This window comes from Pseudomonas sp. AC169 (assembly GCF_979258515.1).
Genome location: NZ_OZ409866.1, coordinates 1309961 through 1328993 on the forward strand (window position 1 = coordinate 1309961; position 19033 = coordinate 1328993).

The window sequence follows — 19033 nt, forward strand, 5'->3', positions numbered from 1 at the left end:
GTTCGTCGCCAACGCCGGAGCCGCTGACCTTATGTCCCCCACTCGCCTGTTTCTCCCCCTCGCCCTCTCGTTGCTGGCCGCTTGCGCCACACAACCGAAACACAACGTGACCGTGGAAAAACAAAGCGAATGCCCCGTCCGGCTGACCAACGGGCAAAACCTGATCGTGACGCTGCCAAGCAACCCGACCACCGGCTATCGCTGGGCCATTCAGGATTCCGCTGGCGGCGTATTGCGTGCACTCAGCCCCGAGGTCTATAGCAATCCCGAGGATGCCGGCGTCGTCGGCGCAGCGGGTTTGTCGACCTGGCGTTTCCAGGCCTTCGCCCCCGGCACCGGGCGCCTGCGCCTGACTTCGCAACAGCCGTGGGCGCCGGAAGTGTTGCCGGTGGAAACCTTTGACTGCGCCATTTCGGTGAACTGATCGTGGGCTGGCTGATTCTGGCACTGATGGGCGCGGTGACGTTTCTCTACGGTGTCAGCACCCATGCGGCGTTACTGTGTATGTTGGTCAAACCATTACCGGTGCTGGCGCTGCTTGGCTGGTTGCATGATGCGCCACCCAGTGACTATCGGCGCTGGATCAGTCTCGGGCTGATTTTCTCGCTGCTGGGTGATGTGTTGCTGGCGTGGCCGGGGGATCTGTTTGTATTCGGTCTCGGCGCGTTTCTGGTCGCACATCTGGCTTATCTGAAGGCTTATTTGAGTGACTGCAAGCGTCTGGCGATTTTGCCGCTGATGCTTGCACTCGGTGTTGGCGCGGTGTTGCTGGGGATGCTGATTTCCAGCGGACTTGGGCCGTTGCTGATACCAGTGATTGTTTATGGCACTGCGATCAGCGCAATGCTCTGGCGTGCCCTCGCTCGCCTCGGAACCGATGTGCCGAAACGTTCGGCGCTACTCGCGGCGGGCGGTGCGCTGGCGTTTGTATGTTCGGACAGCGTGATCGGTATCGACCGTTTCGTCGCCCCTTTCCACGCCGCACCTTACGTCATCATCCTCAGCTACTGGCTGGGCCAGTGGGGCATCGCCGCCTCCGCCTTCTCCCAGACCAAACGGGTCTGATCGTTCCCACGCTCCGCGTGGGCATGCATCCTGTGACGCTCTGCGTCATTTGCGCAGGGACGCGGAGCGTCCGGGGCGGCATTCCCACGCAGAGCTTGGGAACGATCATCGGCGAAAAAACGCTTTATCAGACAACCCAAGCATCCCGACGCCCTTTTGGCTAAAATGCCGGCCTTTTCCACCGACACCGCCGGAACCGCCGTGAGCAAAGAACCCGATCGTATTTTCGCCAAGCCTTTGGCCCAGGTGCCTGACTTCGCCTTCAACGAAGACGTCGTGCGGGTGTTCCCGGACATGATCAAGCGCTCGGTGCCGGGTTACCCGACCATCGTCGAAAACCTCGGCGTGCTCGCTGCGCAGTTCGCTCAACCGAACAGCGTGCTCTACGACCTCGGTTCATCGCTGGGTGCGGTCACCCAAGCCCTGCGCCGCCACGTGCGTACCGACGGTTGCCGAGTGATCGCTGTGGATAACTCGGCGGCGATGGTCGAGCGCTGCCGCGAATACCTCAACGGTCAGGACTCGATGTTCCAGGAGTTGCTGCCGGTGGAAGTGATCGAAGGCGACATTCTCGCCCTCGACTTCCAGCCCGCCTCGGTGGTGGCGTTGAACTTCACCCTGCAATTCATCGCGCCGGATCAGCGCACCGCGTTGCTCTCGCGCATTCGCCAATCGCTGCTGCAGGGCGGTGCACTGATTCTCTCGGAGAAGCTGCGCTTCAACGACGCCGAAGAACACGCGCTACTCACCGATCTGCACGTCGCCTTCAAACGCGCCAACGGCTACAGCGAACTGGAAATTGCCCAGAAACGCAGCGCCATCGAAAACGTCATGAAGCCCGACAGCCTCGAAGAACACCGCGAACGCCTGCTGGCCGCCGGGTTCTCGAAAGTCGTGCCGTGGTTCCAGTGTCTTAACTTTGCCTCGTTGATTGCCTTGCCATGATTGATCTGTCCCCCCTCGCCCGCCGTCTGGCCGGCACGCCGCTGGCCGAATGGGCCAACACCCTGCAGCGTCAACTCGACAAGAAAATGGAGAAAGGTCACGGCGATCTGGAGCGCTGGCAAAGTGCGCTGGACGCTTTACCGAAGATTCAGCCGAGCGAAGTCGACCTGCTCAACGGTTTGAAACTCGACACCGATTGCGACGATGAAACCCGCGCGCAGATGCGCACGGCGTTGATGGGACTGTCGCCGTGGCGCAAGGGGCCGTTCGATCTGTTTGGCGTGCACGTCGACACCGAATGGCGTTCGGACTGGAAATGGTCCCGTGTTGCGCCGCATCTGGACTTGAAGGGCAAGCGCATCCTCGATGTCGGTTGCGGTAACGGCTACTACATGTGGCGCATGCTCGGTGCCGACGCTGACAGCGTGATCGGTGTCGACCCGAACTGGTTGTTCTTCTGCCAGTTCCAGGCCGTGCAGCGTTATTTGTCAGAGCCAAATGCCTGGCACCTGCCGTTCCCGTTCGAAGACCTGCCGGCGAATCTGGAAGGCTTTGACACCGTGTTTTCCATGGGCGTGTTCTACCACCGTCGCTCGCCGATCGAGCATCTATTGGCGCTGAAGGATTGTCTGGTCAAGGGCGGCGAACTGGTGCTGGAAACGCTGGTGGTGGAAGGCGACAAGCATCAGGTGCTGGTGCCGGAAGATCGTTATGCGCAGATGCGCAACGTGTGGTTCCTGCCGTCGGTGCCGGCGCTGGAATTGTGGTTGCGGCGTGCGGGGTTCAGCGATATTCGTTGCGTGGATGTGAGCACAACCACGGTTGAAGAGCAGCGTGGTACGGAGTGGATGAAGTATCAGTCGCTGAGCGACTTTCTTGATCCCGAGGATCACAGCAAAACCATTGAAGGTTTGCCGGCGCCGATGCGGGCGGTAATTGTCGCCAAGAAGTAATCCAACCACCCACCGCGGTGAGCCCACCCCTCACCCCAGCCCTCTCCCCAAGGAGAGGGAGCTGATCGTTGAGCTTTTCAAAACTTGAGTTCGACTCGGTATCGCAAGTCGGTGTATTTGTGCAGAACAACCCGGTCAGTCCCCTCTCCCTCTGGGAGAGGGTTAGGGTGAGGGGCTTTTTGCTCTGCGGGCGCGGAAGAACTCGGTCAACACTGCACCACACTCTTCGGCCAATACCCCACCTTCATACAACACCCGGTGATTCAAAAAGCCCTGGGTAAAAAACTGCCCCTGACTCTGCACAATCCCCGCCTTCGGCTCCAACGCGCCATACACCACCCGCGCCACTCGCGAATGCACGATCAAGCCCGCACACATGCTGCACGGCTCCAGCGTCACATACAGCGTGCTGCCCGGCAGCCGATAGTTATCCACCGCTTGCGCCGCCGCACGAATGGCGACCATTTCCGCGTGAGCACTCGGGTCGCTGGTGCTGATCGGGCAATTGAAGCCGCGCCCGATGATCTCGCCGTCCTGCACCAGCACTGCGCCTACCGGCACTTCACCAAGCGCCGCACCTTGCGCGGCGAGGTCCAGCGCTTCGCGCATGAAGTCGCGATCACGGCTGCGGTCGATGATCGCGGCAGGGCGAATCTGGCGCATCACTTCACCTCGATGGCGGCCATCAGGCCGGTTTCCATGTGGTCGATCACGTGGCAGTGGAACATCCACACACCCGGATTATCGGCCACCAGCGCCACTTGCGCGCGTTCGTTCTTGCCCAGCAGATAGGTGTCGGTGAAGTACGGAATGATCTTGTGCCGGTTCGACGCGATCACCTTGAAGCTCATGCCGTGCAGGTGGATCGGGTGCTGATACTGGGTCATGTTCTTCAATTCGAAGATGTAGCTTTGCCCCAGTTTCAGGCTGGCGATCGGTCGGTCGGCGCAGGTCTTGTCGGTGATGTCCCAGGCCTTGCCGTTGATCTGCCACAGACTTGGCGGCCTGCCGTTGTCGACGTTGACCGACACCGAGCCGACCCATTCGAAATTGAAGTTGAGTTTCTCGGCATTGGCCAGGTCCGGCTCGGCCACCGGGTTGGCGGGCAGCGCTTTCGGCCAGTCGGTCGGTGCATCGTTGCTGGCCACCGAACGCAGCGTGCCCAGACGTACCGGCCCGTTGCGCAGCGACAACTCTTCACCCGCTGCCGGCGCCTTGATCGCCAGACAAATACGCATGCCCGGGCCCAACCAGTATTCCTTGCCCAGCGGGCGCGGCTCGACCGGATTGCCGTCCAGCGCGTAGATCTGCGCTTCGACGCCGGGAATATTGATGCGGTACGTCAGGGTGTTATCGAGGTTGAGCAGACGCACCCGAGTGATCTGCCCGGCCGGCAACTCAATTACCGGGGTCGGCACACCGTTGATGGTCGACAAACGCCCCGCCGTACCGCCACGTGCCGCTTCACGGGGAATGCTGAATTCGACGAAATTGCCTTCATCATCGATGTGCCAGTTCTTCAGGCTCAGGGTTTTTTCGTACTTGAAACCGGTGGGCTCGCGCTCTTCGATGATCAGCGGCCCGACCAGCCCGCGCCCGAGTTCTTCGCTGCTGCTGACATGCGGGTGATACCAATAGCTGCCGGCATCCGGCACGCGGAATTTGTAGTCGAAGTATTCACCCGGCAACACCGGCAGTTGCGAGACGTACGGCACACCGTCCATTTCCAGCGGCAAACGAATGCCGTGCCAATGAATGGTGGTCGCCACCGGCAGGTGGTTGATGAAGCGCACCCGCAGCCATTCACCCTGACGCACACGCAACTCGGTGCCCGGCGCCGACGGCCCGAATGCCCAGGCTTCGGTCTTGTGCCCCGGCACCAGTTCGACGTCCAGCGGTGCGGCGATCAGTTCATAGTCGTGACCCGCCTCGGCGTCGGCCATTTTGCCAAGCCAATAACGCGACGCGCCCCCCGCTCCGACACCAACGACAACAAGACCGGCCAGGCCACCGAGGATTTGGCGACGGGTAAAGGACATGAACTCAACTACCTCACGTATCAGCGACAGGCCCTGAAAGCCTGCAAAAGGCGAATACGATACACCTGCGGTTGAGAAACAGTAAGGGCGACCTGAGGCCGCACATCACTTGCCGGCTTAAGGTCGCAACCCGGTAATCAAGTGCACCACACCGCCTGCCAAGGGCATCACACCCGCGACACCGGCGGCGCTCAATGCCCGTTGATCAACGCCCGACGCATCACGCAACACCACCCGCACCCGCGTCAACGCCAGCGGTTGCTGGGATTGCAGGTTATCTACACCACCCAGCGCCGCGACAATATCGCTGCTCAATCCCTCGGTCGGCTCGGCTGCTGCTGTCGGTGTGTCCGCGACCAGATCCGGGGTCAGGGCTTTCCAGAATGCCTTCTGCAATTGATCGAACATCTTCAGTTCTCCAGAACCCGTAAAGTATCGACGGTTGCTTCGTGAAACAGCTGCAACGCCTCGCGCACCTGCCCGGCGCTTTCCAGACCGAGCACCTGTTGAGCGATGATCTGACAATCCGCCAGCGCCAGCTCGCGCACCGTTGCCTTGACCGGCGCAATCATCGGTACGCTCACCGACAGTTCGTCCACGCCCAACCCCAGCAACAGCGGTACCGCCAAACGCTCAGAGGCCATCGCCCCGCAAACGCCGACCCATTTGCCATGGACATGCGCGGCCTTCACGGTCATGGCGATCAGGCGCAATACCGAGGGATGAAAACTGTCCGCCTGACTGGCCAGGCGCGGGTGATCGCGATCCATCGCCAGGGTGTACTGCGTCAGGTCATTGGTGCCAATCGAGAAGAAATCCACCAGCGGCGCAAACAGATCCGCCATCAACGCCGCCGCCGGCACTTCGATCATGATCCCCAGTTTCGGCCGTTGCGTTAGCCCCTGCGCGAGGATTTCCTCGTCGAGCATCTGCCGCGCCAGACGCAGCTCCGACAGCTGCGTGACCATCGGCAACATGATGTGCAAACGCGTCAGATCACAGCAGCCGAGCATGGCCCGGAACTGCTCACGCAACAGCTGCGGACGCTCCAGGCACAAACGAATGCCGCGCACGCCAAGGAACGGGTTGGTTTCGCTGTCCATCGGCACGTAGGCCAGCGGTTTGTCGCCGCCGACATCGAGGGTGCGCACCACCAGATTGTGCGCAGGTCCGACACAGCGAGCGATGGCGCTGTAAGTGGCGACCTGTTCGTCATGGCTCGGTGCGTGGTTGCGGCCCAGGTAGAGAAATTCTGAACGCAGCAAGCCGACGCCCGCGCCCCCCGAAGCCATGGCCTGCTCCGTTTCAGACAAAGAGGCGACGTTGGCCGACACCTCGACGTGATGGCCGTCACGGGTCTGTGCCGCCAGTGTTGCATTGGCCAACTCATGCTCGTGGCGTTGGCGCTGTTGCGCGTGGCGCGCCTGCCATTGTTTGATTGCCGACGGGTCCGGATGCACATGCAATTCGCCCTTGTCGGCATCAAGCAGCACCTGAGTGCCGTTGCTCAACGCCAACATCTGCACCGGCACCCCGCAGATCGATGGCAGACCACAGGCGCGGGCAAGAATCGCCACGTGGCTGGTCGCGCCGCCGCCAACCGTGGCGAAGCCGAGTACTTTGCGGGTATCGATGCCGGCGGTCTGCGACGGCGTCAGTTGATCGGCAATCAGAATGCACCCTTGCGGCAGCTCCAGCGCCTGCTCGCCAATCCCCAGCAGCAGCTTGAGCACACGGCGCCCGACATCGGTCAGATCCGCCGCCCGTTCGGCCAGCAGTGCACTGCCGAGCTGGCGAAACATGATCGCGGTTTCTTCAGTCGCCGCACGCCAGGCGAACGCCGCGCTTTTGCCCTCGTCGATCAACGCCTGCGCCTGATCGAGTAGACCCGGATCTTCGAGCAGTTCCTGATGGGCCTTGAAGATCTCGGCTTCGGCCCCGCCAGCGGCGGTATCACGCAAATGCTGCAAGGCCAGATCCGCTTCGATCAGGGCATTGGCGAGGGCCGCGCGCTCAACGTCTGCTTCGCCGCCGAATTCGCTGACGTCGAAGACCGGTTCGCTGATCTGCACCACTTGGCCCAATGCCGAACCGGGTGACGCGCAAACGCCCCGCAACAGCGTCAGCGTCTCGGTAGTGGCGAGCTCGACAGACGCCACCGCCGTCACCGGTTCACCACAGCCCTCGACCAGTAAACGAGTCAGCGTATTGATTGCCGCGTCGGCATCTTCGCCCACCGCACTGACCTGCACGCTGTCGCCGAAAGCGGTTTGCAACGCCATGATCGCCACCAGCGATTTGGCGTTGGCCTGAGCCTGCTGCTTATGCAGGTAAATCTTTGCCGAGAAGCCCTTCGCCGCTTGCGCGAACACTGCCGCCGGGCGCGCATGCAGACCATTGGGGTTGGGCAGTTTCAATGGTTGCGAAAAAACAGCCTGCCCCTCTGACGCCACTGCTTCCTCGCTGAGTGCCTGCGTGCTGGCTATTTCTAGCAACGCCTGACCGGTTTCGACCAGTCCGCTCGACGCGGCCAGCCAGATAAACGGCTCACCGCTGACCACCAACATCAACGTCAACAGACTGCGGGCGTGCAGGGCAATGTAATCGGCATCGAACTCGATCAGCGCCTGCCCGGCCGCAACCCGTTGCCCCTCTTCGACCAGGCGAGTAAAGCCTTGGCCGCCGAGGTTCACCGTGTCCAGGCCGATATGCATCAATACCTGCACGCCGTTGTCACCGGTGATGCTCACGGCATGCCCGCTGGCCTGCACGTTGCTGACAGTTCCGGCCAGAGGGGCACACAGCGTCGACGAGGTCGGATCGATGCACAGACCGTCGCCGATCACGCGCCCGGAAAACACCGGATCGGGCACCTCGTCCAGCGCCATCAGGACACCGGACAAGGGCGCCAGCAGTTGCAATTGTTGGGGTGTGGCCATGACGTCACCTGCAGTTTTTGTTCTTTGAAGTGCCCATGGAGCGCGATGCTCCATCAGCATCGCTTATTTCCACCAGTATTCGACCTGCAATCCGACATTCGCACCGTGGCGAGCGGTGCCGAATGCACCGGTATCGGAGAGGGCCGAGCCTTTCGCCAATAGGTTGGCCGCACGTTTGGCCGCCTCGTTCCAGCTGGCATACGTGTAATACAGACGCACCTCCGGACGCGCCCAGAACTCAGGCCCCTTGGGTGACCAGGTCGGAGCAAACGTGAACTTGCTCAGCTTGCGCGTGCCGCCCGGCGCTTCGACTTGATCGTGGCCCAGTTCGGTGACCAGTTTGAAGTGCTCGCTGAGCGCGTAGGCAGGTCGAACCCCTAGAGAGATCCAGTTCTGATCAGCACCGTCCGGGCGAATGTCTTTCTGATACACCGCTGCGACCTGACCGCCGAAACGCGGTGTTACCTGCCAGTCGAAAAACTCGACGATCCGGTAACTTTTATTGCTGTCATCCAGTTTGACATTGCCGGTATAGCCCAGCCCGGTGCCCGGGCCTTCACCGTATTGCAGCGCCAGTTTGTTCTTGCCGCCAAGAAAACCTGTCTGCACATGTTGCGTGGTGATCGCCCAGCCACGGTGAGCATCGCGACTGTCGGGTTTGTCGATATAGCTCAACCCGAACTCCAGTTCACCGCCCGGATTGGTCTTGAAACCGGCGACATTGAAGTCATGTCGATTGATGTAGTCCTTCTGGTACAGGTTGTCCTTGCGCGAGAAGGCGTAGCTGTATTTCAGATCGCCGATCAACACGTCTTCGACCCCGCCACCCGTGGCGCTCTGGTTCCAGTAGTAGAAGTCGGAGATGTGGATGTCATTGCGTTTGTAGTAACGCCGCCCGGCCCACAGAGAACCGCCATTGAGCGCGGGCACCGCCGACCACTGTGCGTAAGCCTGCGGCAAGCGGATCGAACCATTCTCGTCTTTGAAGGTGGGGCTGCGGTCGTAGCGGTTATACAGCGAGGCCATGCCGTCGACACTCAGTACCGAACCGTCGTCGAAGGTGTACAGATCCTGACGTAACTCCAGTTCGCCATACTGCTCGCATTCGTTACCCAGGCGATACTTGGTCTGCGCACCGGGTAACTGGAAGCACGACTGACCGCTGCTGTTGACCGACGTGCCGACACCGCTGCGCAAGTAGCCGCCGAACTCCAGCGCTTGTGACGCCGGCGGTAAGGCCAGGCAAAAACCTGCCACTGCAAGGCTGCGATTTATTGTTGTTTTCATAAGCCACCCCATTGTTTTTATTGTCTGGTTGCATGAATTCGGCGCGCAAAAATCCCCCGCGCAGTGCTCTGCGTGTTTTTTAAAAGCTGGTTTTTCTAGTTAAAGGTCAGGGATCGATCAGGTGCAGAACGAATGACTCGTAAGGCCGCAACGTCACCTCTCGTTTGCGCAACGGGCCGTCCGGATAATTGCTGATCAACGGGCGTTGGCTCATCGAGTCGCTGATGACTGTCGATGGCAATTCCACTTCACAGGTTGTCGCGTAGAAGTTGTTCACCACCAACAAACGCTCGGCGTCACCTTCGCGCACATACGCCCAGACCTGCGGATGTTCGGGCAGTAATTGTCGGTAAAGTCCTTCGGTGATCAACGATTCGCTGCGACGTAGTGCGATCAGACGGCGGTAGTGATGCAGCACCGAATCTGGATCATCGAACTGGTTAGCGACGTTGATCTGCGCGGCATTGGCCGGCACCCCGATCCACGGCTCGACGCTGCTGAAACCGGCGTTCGGGCTTGTGTCCCAGTGCATCGGCGTACGACCGTTATCGCGGGACTTCTGCCTGATCGCCGCCATGTTGTCGGCATCGCTGCTGCCGGCTTCGCGCTTGAGGCGAAAGATGTTCAGCGTCTCTACATCGCGATAATGCTCGATCGACTCGAACCCCGGATTGGTCATGCCCAATTCTTCGCCCTGATACACGAACGGCGTGCCCTGGAGAAAGTGCAGTGCGGTGCCGAGCATCTTCGCTGAAAGCTCGCGGTACTCACCGTCATTGCCAAACCGCGAGACCACTCGCGGTTGATCGTGGTTACACCAGAACAGCGCGTTCCAGCCGCCGCCGGCCTGCATGCCGGTCTGCCAGTCGGACAGAATTTTCTTCAGCTGCAGGAAATCGAAATCGGCGCGCACCCACTTCTGCAGGTTCGGATAATCGACTTTCAGGTGATGAAAGTTGAAGGTCATCGACAGCTCTTTCGACTGCGGATTCGAATAACGAATGCAGTGTTCGAGACTGGTCGATGACATCTCGCCAACATTGATCAGATCGTGCCCTTCGAAGACTTCGCGGTGCATCTGCTGCAGGTACGCGTGGACATTCGGCCCGTCGGTATAAAAACGTCGGCCGTCGCTGTTGTCTTCGGGAAAATCCTCGGGCTTGGAGATCAGATTGATCACGTCCAGACGGAAACCACCCACGCCCTTGTCCCGCCAGAACTGCATCATCCGGAACACTTCAGCGCGCACCTTGGGATTGTCCCAATTGAGGTCGGCCTGGGTGTGGTCGAACAGGTGCAGATAATACTGACCGGTCTGGGCCTCGTACTCCCAGGCGGAACCGCCGAATTTGGACTCCCAGTTGTTCGGCTGATCGCGCCAGATGTAGAAATCACGGTAAGGGTTGTCGAGGCTGCTGCGCGCCTGTTGAAACCACACGTGCTCGATCGAGGTGTGGTTGACCACGATGTCGAGCATCAGCTTGATCCCGCGCTTGCCCGCTTCGGCGATCAGCAACTCGCAGTCGGCCATGCTGCCGTAGCTCGGATCGATGGCGTAGTAATCGCTGATGTCATAGCCATTATCGCGCTGCGGCGACCGCAGAAATGGCGTGATCCACAAGCAATCGACACCCAACCAGTGCAGGTAATCGAGCTTGGCGACGATACCGAGCAGATCCCCTGTCGGGTTGCCGGCGTGGCTATGAAAACTCTTCGGATAGACCTGGTAGATCACCGAACGCTGCCAGTCTTGCATGGCACAACTCCTTCAATAAGTCCGTGCAGCTCGCGCCCACATTGAAATGCGATCAACTGTGGGAGCGAGCCTGCTCGCGAAAGCGATTGATCAGGCAACCCGATAACCGGGCCGAACAATCTTCATGCTCAATGCGCAGGTCAGAACAAACGGCACGAGCATGGCAATCAGCATGCCGATGACGAACATCGGGATGAACTGCGGAATGATCGAGATAAACCCCGGCAGCCCACCGACGCCGATGGCCGAGGCCTGAACCTTGTTCAGCGACAGGAACACGCAGGCCAGCGCCGAGCCAGTCAGCGCGGCGTAAAACGGAAACTTGTAGCGCAGGTTGACGCCGAACATCGCCGGCTCGGTGATACCGAAATAAGCGGAAATCGCCGAGGTCGACGCCATGCTCTTGTCCCGCGCATTGCGGGTCATCCAGAACACCGCCAACGCTGCACTGCCTTGGGCGAGGTTGGACATGACAATCATCGGCCAGATGAAGGTGCCGCCCTGGATCGAGATCAATTGCAGGTCGACTGCGAGAAACATGTGGTGCATGCCGGTGATCACCAGTGGCGCATACAGCAGACCGAAAATCGCGCCGCCCACCATCGGCGCCAGGTCAAACAGCATGACCAGCCCTTCGGTGATGAAGATGCCGATGTGGCGGGTCACCGGGCCGATTACCGCCAGCGCCAGCACACCGGTGACGACGATGGTAGTGATCGGCACCACGAGCAATTGAATAGCGTTCGGCACCCGTGCGCGCAGCCATTTTTCGATGACGCTCATCACGTAGGCCGCCAGCAGAATCGGCAGAATCTGCCCCTGATAACCGACCTTTTCCACTTGAAACAGACCGAGAATGTCGAAGTACGGCAATTGCTGCCCGTCCAGCCCGGCCACGGCCTTGCCGTAGTTCCAGGCGTTGAGCAGATCCGGGTGCACCAGCATCAGGCCGAGCACGATGCCGAGAATCTCGCTGCCACCAAAGCGTTTGGCCGCCGACCAGCCCACCAGCGCCGGCAGAAACACGAACGAGGTATTGGCCATCAGATTGATCAGGCTCCACAGCCCGTCGAGTTTCGGGTAGGCATCGAGCAGGGTTTGCCCATCGATGAACATGCCCTTGGCGCCGAGCAGATTGTTGATGCCCATCAACAGGCCGGCAATGATCAGCGCTGGCAGGATCGGCATGAACACGTCGGAAAATACCCGCACCAGACGTTGCATGGCGTTGATCTTTTCGGCGCTTTTCTGTTTGACGTCAGCGATGGTCGACGCGGCGAGACCGGTCTGCCGACGCAGTTCGGCATAGACCTTTTCCACTTCGCCCGGACCGATCACCACCTGATACAGACCGCCGGTGAAGAACGAGCCTTTGACCAGATCGATCTGGTTGAGCGTGGCGCTGTCGACCAGGCTCGGGTCCTTGAGGGCCAGTCGCAACCGCGTGACGCAGTGGGCGGCCTGTTCGAGGTTGTCGCTGCCACCGAGGCTCTGCAGCAATTGCCTGGCAATGTTCGGGTAGTCGTGGCTCATGCTAGTTCTTCCGCTGTGGATTGTTGTTATTGGCAGCACGCCGAAGCGAAAAATACTCGTCTGTACGAGTTAATGCAACAACTCGTACAGACGAGTTTGTTTATGGTTATTCCCGCCAGACCAAAGACGAATTTTCCTACTCGACCCTAAGGTGATTTCCATCGTCCACATGGACAAAGCCCTACCCTGGCCGTAAGGTTCGAAGCTTTGAGCACCATCGGCACCGAGCCTCCCCATGAGCAAATACAACCAGATCTATAGCGATCTGCTGGCCAGCATCACGACTGAACGCCTGGAGCGCGGCGCCCGCCTGCCTTCCGAAACCGAATTGATGGACAGCTATCAGGCCAGCCGGGGCACGGTGCGCAAGGCCATCGAACTGCTGCAGGAACGCGGCTTTGCGCAGAAGATCCACGGCAAGGGCACCTTCGTGCTTTCGACCAACCCGATCGAATTTCAGCTCGGCGGCATCGTCAGTTTTCAGGAGACCTACCCACGCCTGGGCAACGACGTCAGCACCGAAGTGGTCGAGCTGAGCCAGATCCCGCTCGAAGGCGCCCTGCTCGAGCATATCCATGCCGAACCCGGCAGCCTCATCACGCGGATCAAGCGTGTGCGGCGGATCGACGGCAAACGGGTCATCCTCGACATCAACCACTTTGTCAGCGAAGTGATCCCCGGGCTGTCCCTCGATATCGCCGAGCAATCGATCTATGCGCATATCGAACAGACCCTGCAGCTACAGATTGCCTACGCCCAGCGCACCATCGAAGCGGTGCCGCGCAGCAAGGACGATCAACTGCACCTGGACCTCGATGGCCAGAGCCATGTGATCGTGGTCAGTAACCAGACATTCCTTCAGGACGGCCGTCAATTCGAGTACACCGAATCGCGGCACACCCTCGACAAGTTCTACTTTTCCGACGTGGCCCGGCGCTGACCCCGGCACATTTCGAACGATCATGTGCGGTACATATGTAGTGCACTCCCCTTGAGCGAATCGGCCATGCTCGGCCTTCATTTCTCAAGGATGGAGAAAGCATGTACGCCACCCAACCAAGCCCTCTACCGAACGCGACAGATAAAGCAGCGCTGAAGCGAATCGCCTACACCGTCGTGCAGAACTGCCCCGGCCTGCAGGACGCCGCCTATCAAGCGGCCCGTGATCTGCTGGAAGCCAAAGGCCTGTCGAGCCTCGACCCGAACCAGGTTTATTTCCATCGTTTCAAGACGGCCCAGAGCAGCACCCGCTCGTTTACTGGCTGGGAGCACACCCGCGAAAAACCCTACGAATCGATGACCCTGACACAGTTGGTGATTCATCGTTTTCGCGCCACCGACCAGGACAACGCCGATCTTCTCGATCTGTACGGCGGCTTCTACAGCGAAGGTCCGCAGGGCGAGAATTTCGACGAAAGGAACCAGGTTTGCCTGCATGGCAATGAAGTCTTGAAGGCGTTCTGGAGCCTCGATTTCAGCGGACACTACACCGCAATCCTGACGGATTTCTGGAACAGCCACGCCGACGATTTCCGCACCTTGGCCAAGTGCAATTTCCTCAGCCGTGCGGTGCAGGCGCTGGACCTTGGGCACCTCACCGGCAGTGACTTCCAATGGCTGGTGGAATCGGTGGTGGGGCCCGTCAGCTGGCCGGTGAGCCTGAGCATGCTGCAAGCGAGTCACACGCCAACGGGAAATGTTTGCGCCTTCGACATTGACGGGCATGTCGCCACCCAACTGCTGCGCATCGTCGACCCCGGCGGCCGGCAGATTATCTATCTGCCCAGTGAAGCCGAGGCGTTCGTGATCAAGGACACAGCGGCCGACCTGCATTGGTGGCTGCTGGATCAAATGAATGATGCGAAACGCCGCCAAGCCTTCATGGATCACTTTGCCCTCGCCGATCGTCAGCACATGACTGAAAACGTCACCGATCTGATGAATCGGCTGGTGGGCACCTGGGGCCGGTCCGACCATCACCTGATCAACCGTACGAACCAGGTGCTGAGCGATGATGCATTCAGCTGGCTGCGCGACTCGACCCGCCAGGCGATGTTCGCGGAAGCCCACCTGTCCCTGACATCCAATGGCGATCTGCGTAAAAAACTCTGGATCGGCTATCTGAGTGCGGGCCTCAAGGTGTTTGGCCCGATGGCCACGGTCGGTTGGCCGCTGGCGTTGCCGGTGATCGGCGCCACCGTTGCCAGCATGGGGCTGAATATCGATCAGGCACAAAACGGCAAGACTAACGCCGAACGCAAGGCCGGCGTGCTGGGTGCGGTCTTGAGCGGCATCAACCTGCTATTCAACCTTCCATTGCTGATCGGCACCGGGCCGATGCTGGAGATTGGCGCCGAGGTCGAGGCGGCCGAGGCCGCAGAAATGGCCGAGTACAGCGAAGCCTTGAATTCTGACGCTGAGGCCGACGACCCACTGCAGATCATGGTGCCGGACGATGTCGACACCACCGTACCGAATCTTGATGAAACGGTGCTGGTTCCGGCGCAGAACGCCCTTCCGCCACCAGTGCCCGAACGTTATCAATGCAACGAGCTGCTCGATGGCACGGCACCCGGCGAGGAGTCCGGTAAGTTCCACGGTATCTACCGTCTCGACGCTGATCCGCCCTACGCCGTGCTGATGAATGACGCGCCGTACTACGTGCGCTACTTCGCTAACACTCGCGGCAGTGGCGACTGGGCAATCGTTGACCCCGAGCGTCCCAACCAGCTCGTCCACGCCTTGCCGATCCGCCTCAATGGCGAAGGTGAATGGGAACGCATGCCCGCACTGGGCCTCAAGGGAGGCGGCCAGTGCATGGGCAAGCAATGCGCCCCGGATATCGAACTCGACACCTTCGAACCCGCATCACCCGAGACGCCTGCTCAAACGGAGGACGAAGCGCAACCGTCGACATCGCGGCCCCCGCGTCCGGTGACCAGCGCCTACGACATCGATCCGTCCGTGCGCCGTCCGATTAAAAGCTGGGCGTTGAACCTCAACGAAACCCATGCCCAGTTAGAGCCCGACGGAGCCGGCGGTTTTGGCATGAACGACCCGTTCGAGTTGTACGCCGCCGATAAGCGCCAACTCTTGCAGAGTTCAGCCCGAAGCTTTTTCAAGAACCTGCCGTGGGTCATCCAGCCTGCGCGTCCGGCAATGCCCGAAATCAGCCGCCTGATGCCACTGACCGATCTCGTCGACGGGATTTTTGAAAGTGCCTCAGGACTGGTGGTGGGAGAAACCCTTGATCGCATCGCCAGCCTGCGTTTCCTGATTGAATGCATGCCGGCGCTGGCCCGCCACGCGAAAACCCTCTACATGCGCGGGCTGCTCAGTGACTTCGCTCAGGTTGAACTGAACCGTTACTTCACCAGCGGCAATATGACCGTGGATTTACGCGCTTACTTGACCAGTCTCGGCACCGATCCTGGCGGTCGATTCAACCCACTGGAACTGGTCCAGGTTGCGCGAGCGAACGGGGTTCGGGTCCAGGCGATCGACTGCGCCGCGAGCTATAAAATGCGAACGCCGCTGCCCTCCGTCGACGAACAAATGATGAGCACCTACCTGACCAACGACATCATGACCGGCGACGTCTACCTCAACAGTCCGCAGAAATGGATTGTAGTGACGGATGCTCATAACACCAACACCTTCAGAGGACTGTTGGGGCTCAGTGAGTTGAAGGGAGGAATCGGCCTGCGAATCGATGAAGTCGGCGCCGGTGCAGAACTCGGTGTGGATGTCGATCCGGGTATTGAAGTCCCACGCGGCAGCTCCCCCGGTGGCACTGTCAGGCAAGGAAATCCGGACCTTCTTCGCGCCGACTTGCGCTTGAAAGTTCAGGCACCCGAAGTGACCTGGACCGAGGACACGCTGGAGAATCTTTTGTACAGACGCGGCATGTACCTGTTCGAAAAAACGGGCGACAGCTACACCCTGATCCACCGCAGCAAACAGGGCATGCTCCAGCGCACTCCGATAACTCGATTGAGTGACGGCAAGGTCTCTCTCCACCGACCTGCCTGGCAGCGGGTGAATGACATTGAGTTCGCCAGTCTGAAGGACATGTCTCAACGGTTGTCCGATACCGGGCTGATATTGCGTAGCCGGATCCCTGATTGAGATTGGTCGGTGGTACTCAATTTTCTGCCGAAGCAGCTTGTTACCGTTGAGATATGCAACCACCTGACAAACGGAGAAAACCTTACGTAGAATGCCGCCGTGGCTATGGAACACCTTCCTTCTAAACCTCCTATGACCTAGGGGTTTCGCTCTCCACACTGCGCCTGCTCCTTGCAGGCGTTTTAACATCTGCTGTAGACACGATGCTGCAGCTCGTCCATGACGGCGATCAAAGGGAGAAACTCAAGCATGAATCAGGAGCTGTTCCTGCGTCGCCGCAGCAAAGTTTACGTCCCGATGGGATCTGGCGGTGCTACGCCCGCTCAGGTCGCATCGGCTGTCCAGGAAGTCGCGGCGTTCCGATGCGTACTGTCAGAGTCTCTGATCGAGCAGATCGGCATGTTGTCAGCCACAGAACTCAAGTACTGGCTGCGCGAAATTATCAGAGCCCTTCGACGACAGACTGGTGCTCACGTGCACCACCGGCCGTTTTATCCAGACTTTCCAGAGCATGTTCTATCGGCCTCCGAGGCGGAGTTGTACCTCAACGCCGTCATCCACTACCTGACGCTTTGGCGATTACCTGCGACTGAACACGCTCGACCTCCGATGCTGGAAGGCAACTTCATAACCCGCGTTATCGAACCAGGAGGCGTATCTGAATTCGAGTCACTACTTGAGCCGCTGGTTTCATCGCGCACCTCGCTCTCTGAGGAGGAAATGGCCGATGTCGTCTGGTTTATCCGAGAGTACAAAAGCGATGTGTTCCGTCTGCTGCCTGAGATCATTCCGGTCCGGGAAATCCGTGCACAGGTTGGCGGCGCGCTGATCCGGTATGTCGCTAGCGATGCACGCGTAGACGCATTCCTGCAGCGAAACGTCGAGACAGCAACTGACGTGCTACGACTGGCGGTCGCGTTAAGTGGCGGAGACGTGTCGCTGACGACAGCCACGACACGCTTCAAAGCAATGAAGCGCTCGATGCGCCGTCTGTTCTTGCGCCTGCTCGATCACATACCCAACGCTACAGAAGACGTGATGCGCCATGCTGAGCGCTGGAAACGTCTGGCTGAAGTACTGCATCCCGGCGACTACGGCGATAAGTACACTCGAGCTCTAGCTGCTATCACGGCAGCGCGCCGTAACGAGCCGCCCATCACATTTAATTCACGTGTCGAAACATTGCTGGCCCAGCGTGACATCACCACGCTTACGCCCCTGTTACAAAGCCGTCCCGGTGAATTCGCACGACGGCTTGACGCGACACTGCGCCGCGCGATGGAGGCAGATTCGGTACTCGACGCGTTCCAGGCTGTTACGGCACACGTGTCCTCACCTGTACTGCTGCAGGTGCTGGCCCAGGTTCGCGCCCCGCGCCCCTTGCCCCTGCGGGCGTTCACACCGAAAGGTTCATTTGCCAAAGTCTATGCCATCAAGGATCGACGCGAACCTCTCAAACCTGAAGTATTGGCGCGCACGGCTCGTATCTGCGAAGACGCTCTGGTAAATCGTTTTGCGCTGCTACCGCCATTAGGCCGCTGTTACATCGATCCAGCGTTACGCGAATACAAGGTGCCGCTAGCTCAGCGTGCCTCGTCGAAGTCGCTGCGTACGCTGGTTCGGGGCAGTCGGCTGACTATGCCCGACACACGTTTCATTCGCCTGTTTCTGTGGTGGAAGAACGGTCGTGCTCGTACGGACATCGACTTGTCCGCCGCATTTTTCGACGCCGACTTCGTGTTCAAAGATGCGGTCTCGTACTACAACCTGAAGAGTTACGGCGGCTACCACAGCGGCGACATCGTCGATGCGCCTGACGGGGCTTCGGAGTTCATCGACCTCGACCTTGATGTTCTGGTCGAGAAGGGTATCCGCTATGTCGTCACGTCCATCAACTCGTTTACTCAGCAGCCTTATTGCGATCTCCCGGAATGCTTCGCTGGATGGATGGCCCGCACAGACACGGCGTCGGGTGAAGTGTTCGAGCCTCGCTCCGTCGTCGACCGCATCGACATCGCCTCCGACACAGTTATTTGTCTTCCATTCGTGATGGACTTGCAGGAACGACGCATGATCTGGGCCGATCTGGGGCTTACTTCATCTCCCCGGTGGAACAACCTCGACAAAAACCTCAGCGGGGTATCGTTGATGCTGCGGACCTTGGTGCATACACCACGGCCGGATCTGGAAACGCTCTTTGAATTACATGCACGAGCCCGGGGAGAACGAGTGGCCTCTGTGCAGCAGTCACAGACTGTGTTCGCGCCAGATCAAGGGCTGACACCGTTCGATACGGATCTGATTCGATCCCAATATCTTTGATAACGGCGACAGCGTTAGCTGGTCATTGAAAAGACAGCTTTGTCTCGAAGTTTCCAGGCCCGGCAC

At 59.6% G+C, this 19033-nt stretch carries 14 protein-coding genes; 7 read left to right on the top strand and 7 right to left on the bottom strand.

What is annotated here, in order from left to right:
- The first annotated feature begins 31 nt into the window (after positions 1-31).
- From ACZZ0G_RS05845 to cmoB, 4 genes are all read left to right on the top strand, one after another.
- Positions 32-424 (top strand): protease inhibitor I42 family protein, encoded by a 393-nt coding sequence (locus ACZZ0G_RS05845; RefSeq protein ID WP_463395011.1) that lies wholly within the window; start codon positions 32-34, stop codon positions 422-424.
- Positions 425-426: 2 nt separating this feature from the next.
- On the top strand, positions 427-1065 hold the full coding sequence (locus tag ACZZ0G_RS05850; protein ID WP_463555600.1) for a lysoplasmalogenase: 639 nt from the start codon (positions 427-429) through the stop codon (positions 1063-1065).
- 165 nt (positions 1066-1230) lie between these two features.
- Positions 1231-2010 carry a carboxy-S-adenosyl-L-methionine synthase CmoA gene (gene cmoA, locus ACZZ0G_RS05855; RefSeq protein ID WP_463558826.1) on the top strand — a complete coding sequence of 260 codons (780 nt, stop codon included), beginning with the start codon at positions 1231-1233 and terminating at the stop codon, positions 2008-2010.
- Positions 2007-2963 (top strand): tRNA 5-methoxyuridine(34)/uridine 5-oxyacetic acid(34) synthase CmoB, encoded by a 957-nt coding sequence (gene cmoB, locus ACZZ0G_RS05860; protein WP_463555601.1) that lies wholly within the window; start codon positions 2007-2009, stop codon positions 2961-2963. The genes cmoA and cmoB overlap by 4 nt, the downstream gene beginning before the upstream one ends.
- Before the next feature lie 162 nt (positions 2964-3125).
- Here the strand turns inward: cmoB and tadA are convergent, their stop codons facing one another.
- From tadA to treP, 7 genes are all read right to left on the bottom strand, one after another.
- The gene (gene tadA, locus ACZZ0G_RS05865) at positions 3126-3626 is read right to left on the bottom strand and encodes a tRNA adenosine(34) deaminase TadA (RefSeq protein ID WP_463555602.1); all 501 of its coding nucleotides are present in this window, start codon (positions 3624-3626) and stop codon (positions 3126-3128) included.
- Positions 3626-5002, bottom strand: a complete 1377-nt coding sequence (locus tag ACZZ0G_RS05870) for a multicopper oxidase family protein (RefSeq protein WP_463555603.1) — start codon at positions 5000-5002, stop codon at positions 3626-3628. Before ACZZ0G_RS05870 ends, tadA begins: the two co-directional genes overlap by 1 nt.
- Before the next feature lie 117 nt (positions 5003-5119).
- Complete coding sequence (locus ACZZ0G_RS05875; RefSeq protein WP_463555604.1) at positions 5120-5410, bottom strand: PTS transporter subunit EIIB; 291 nt, start codon at positions 5408-5410, stop codon at positions 5120-5122.
- A gap of 2 nt (positions 5411-5412) precedes the next feature.
- Positions 5413-7941, bottom strand: coding sequence for a phosphoenolpyruvate--protein phosphotransferase (gene ptsP / locus ACZZ0G_RS05880; protein ID WP_463555605.1), 2529 nt, complete (start codon positions 7939-7941; stop codon positions 5413-5415).
- Positions 7942-8004: 63 nt separating this feature from the next.
- Positions 8005-9228: a carbohydrate porin gene (locus ACZZ0G_RS05885; RefSeq protein WP_463555606.1), complete on the bottom strand. Its 1224-nt coding sequence runs from the start codon at positions 9226-9228 to the stop codon at positions 8005-8007.
- Between the two features lie 106 nt (positions 9229-9334).
- Positions 9335-10984 carry an alpha,alpha-phosphotrehalase gene (gene treC / locus ACZZ0G_RS05890; protein ID WP_463555607.1) on the bottom strand — a complete coding sequence of 550 codons (1650 nt, stop codon included), beginning with the start codon at positions 10982-10984 and terminating at the stop codon, positions 9335-9337.
- 90 nt (positions 10985-11074) lie between these two features.
- Positions 11075-12517 (bottom strand): PTS system trehalose-specific EIIBC component, encoded by a 1443-nt coding sequence (gene treP / locus ACZZ0G_RS05895; protein ID WP_463555608.1) that lies wholly within the window; start codon positions 12515-12517, stop codon positions 11075-11077.
- 235 nt (positions 12518-12752) lie between these two features.
- On the opposite strand from treP, the gene treR reads away from it, so the two are divergent.
- From treR to ACZZ0G_RS05910, 3 genes are all read left to right on the top strand, one after another.
- Entirely contained in the window at positions 12753-13457 is a 705-nt protein-coding gene (treR, locus tag ACZZ0G_RS05900; RefSeq protein ID WP_034156275.1) for a trehalose operon repressor, read from the top strand.
- A 101-nt stretch (positions 13458-13558) separates the two neighbouring features.
- Entirely contained in the window at positions 13559-16645 is a 3087-nt protein-coding gene (locus tag ACZZ0G_RS05905) for a membrane-targeted effector domain-containing toxin (RefSeq protein WP_463555609.1), read from the top strand.
- Positions 16646-16894: 249 nt separating this feature from the next.
- Positions 16895-18967: a TerD family protein gene (locus ACZZ0G_RS05910; protein WP_463555610.1), complete on the top strand. Its 2073-nt coding sequence runs from the start codon at positions 16895-16897 to the stop codon at positions 18965-18967.
- Positions 18968-19033 lie beyond the last annotated feature (66 nt).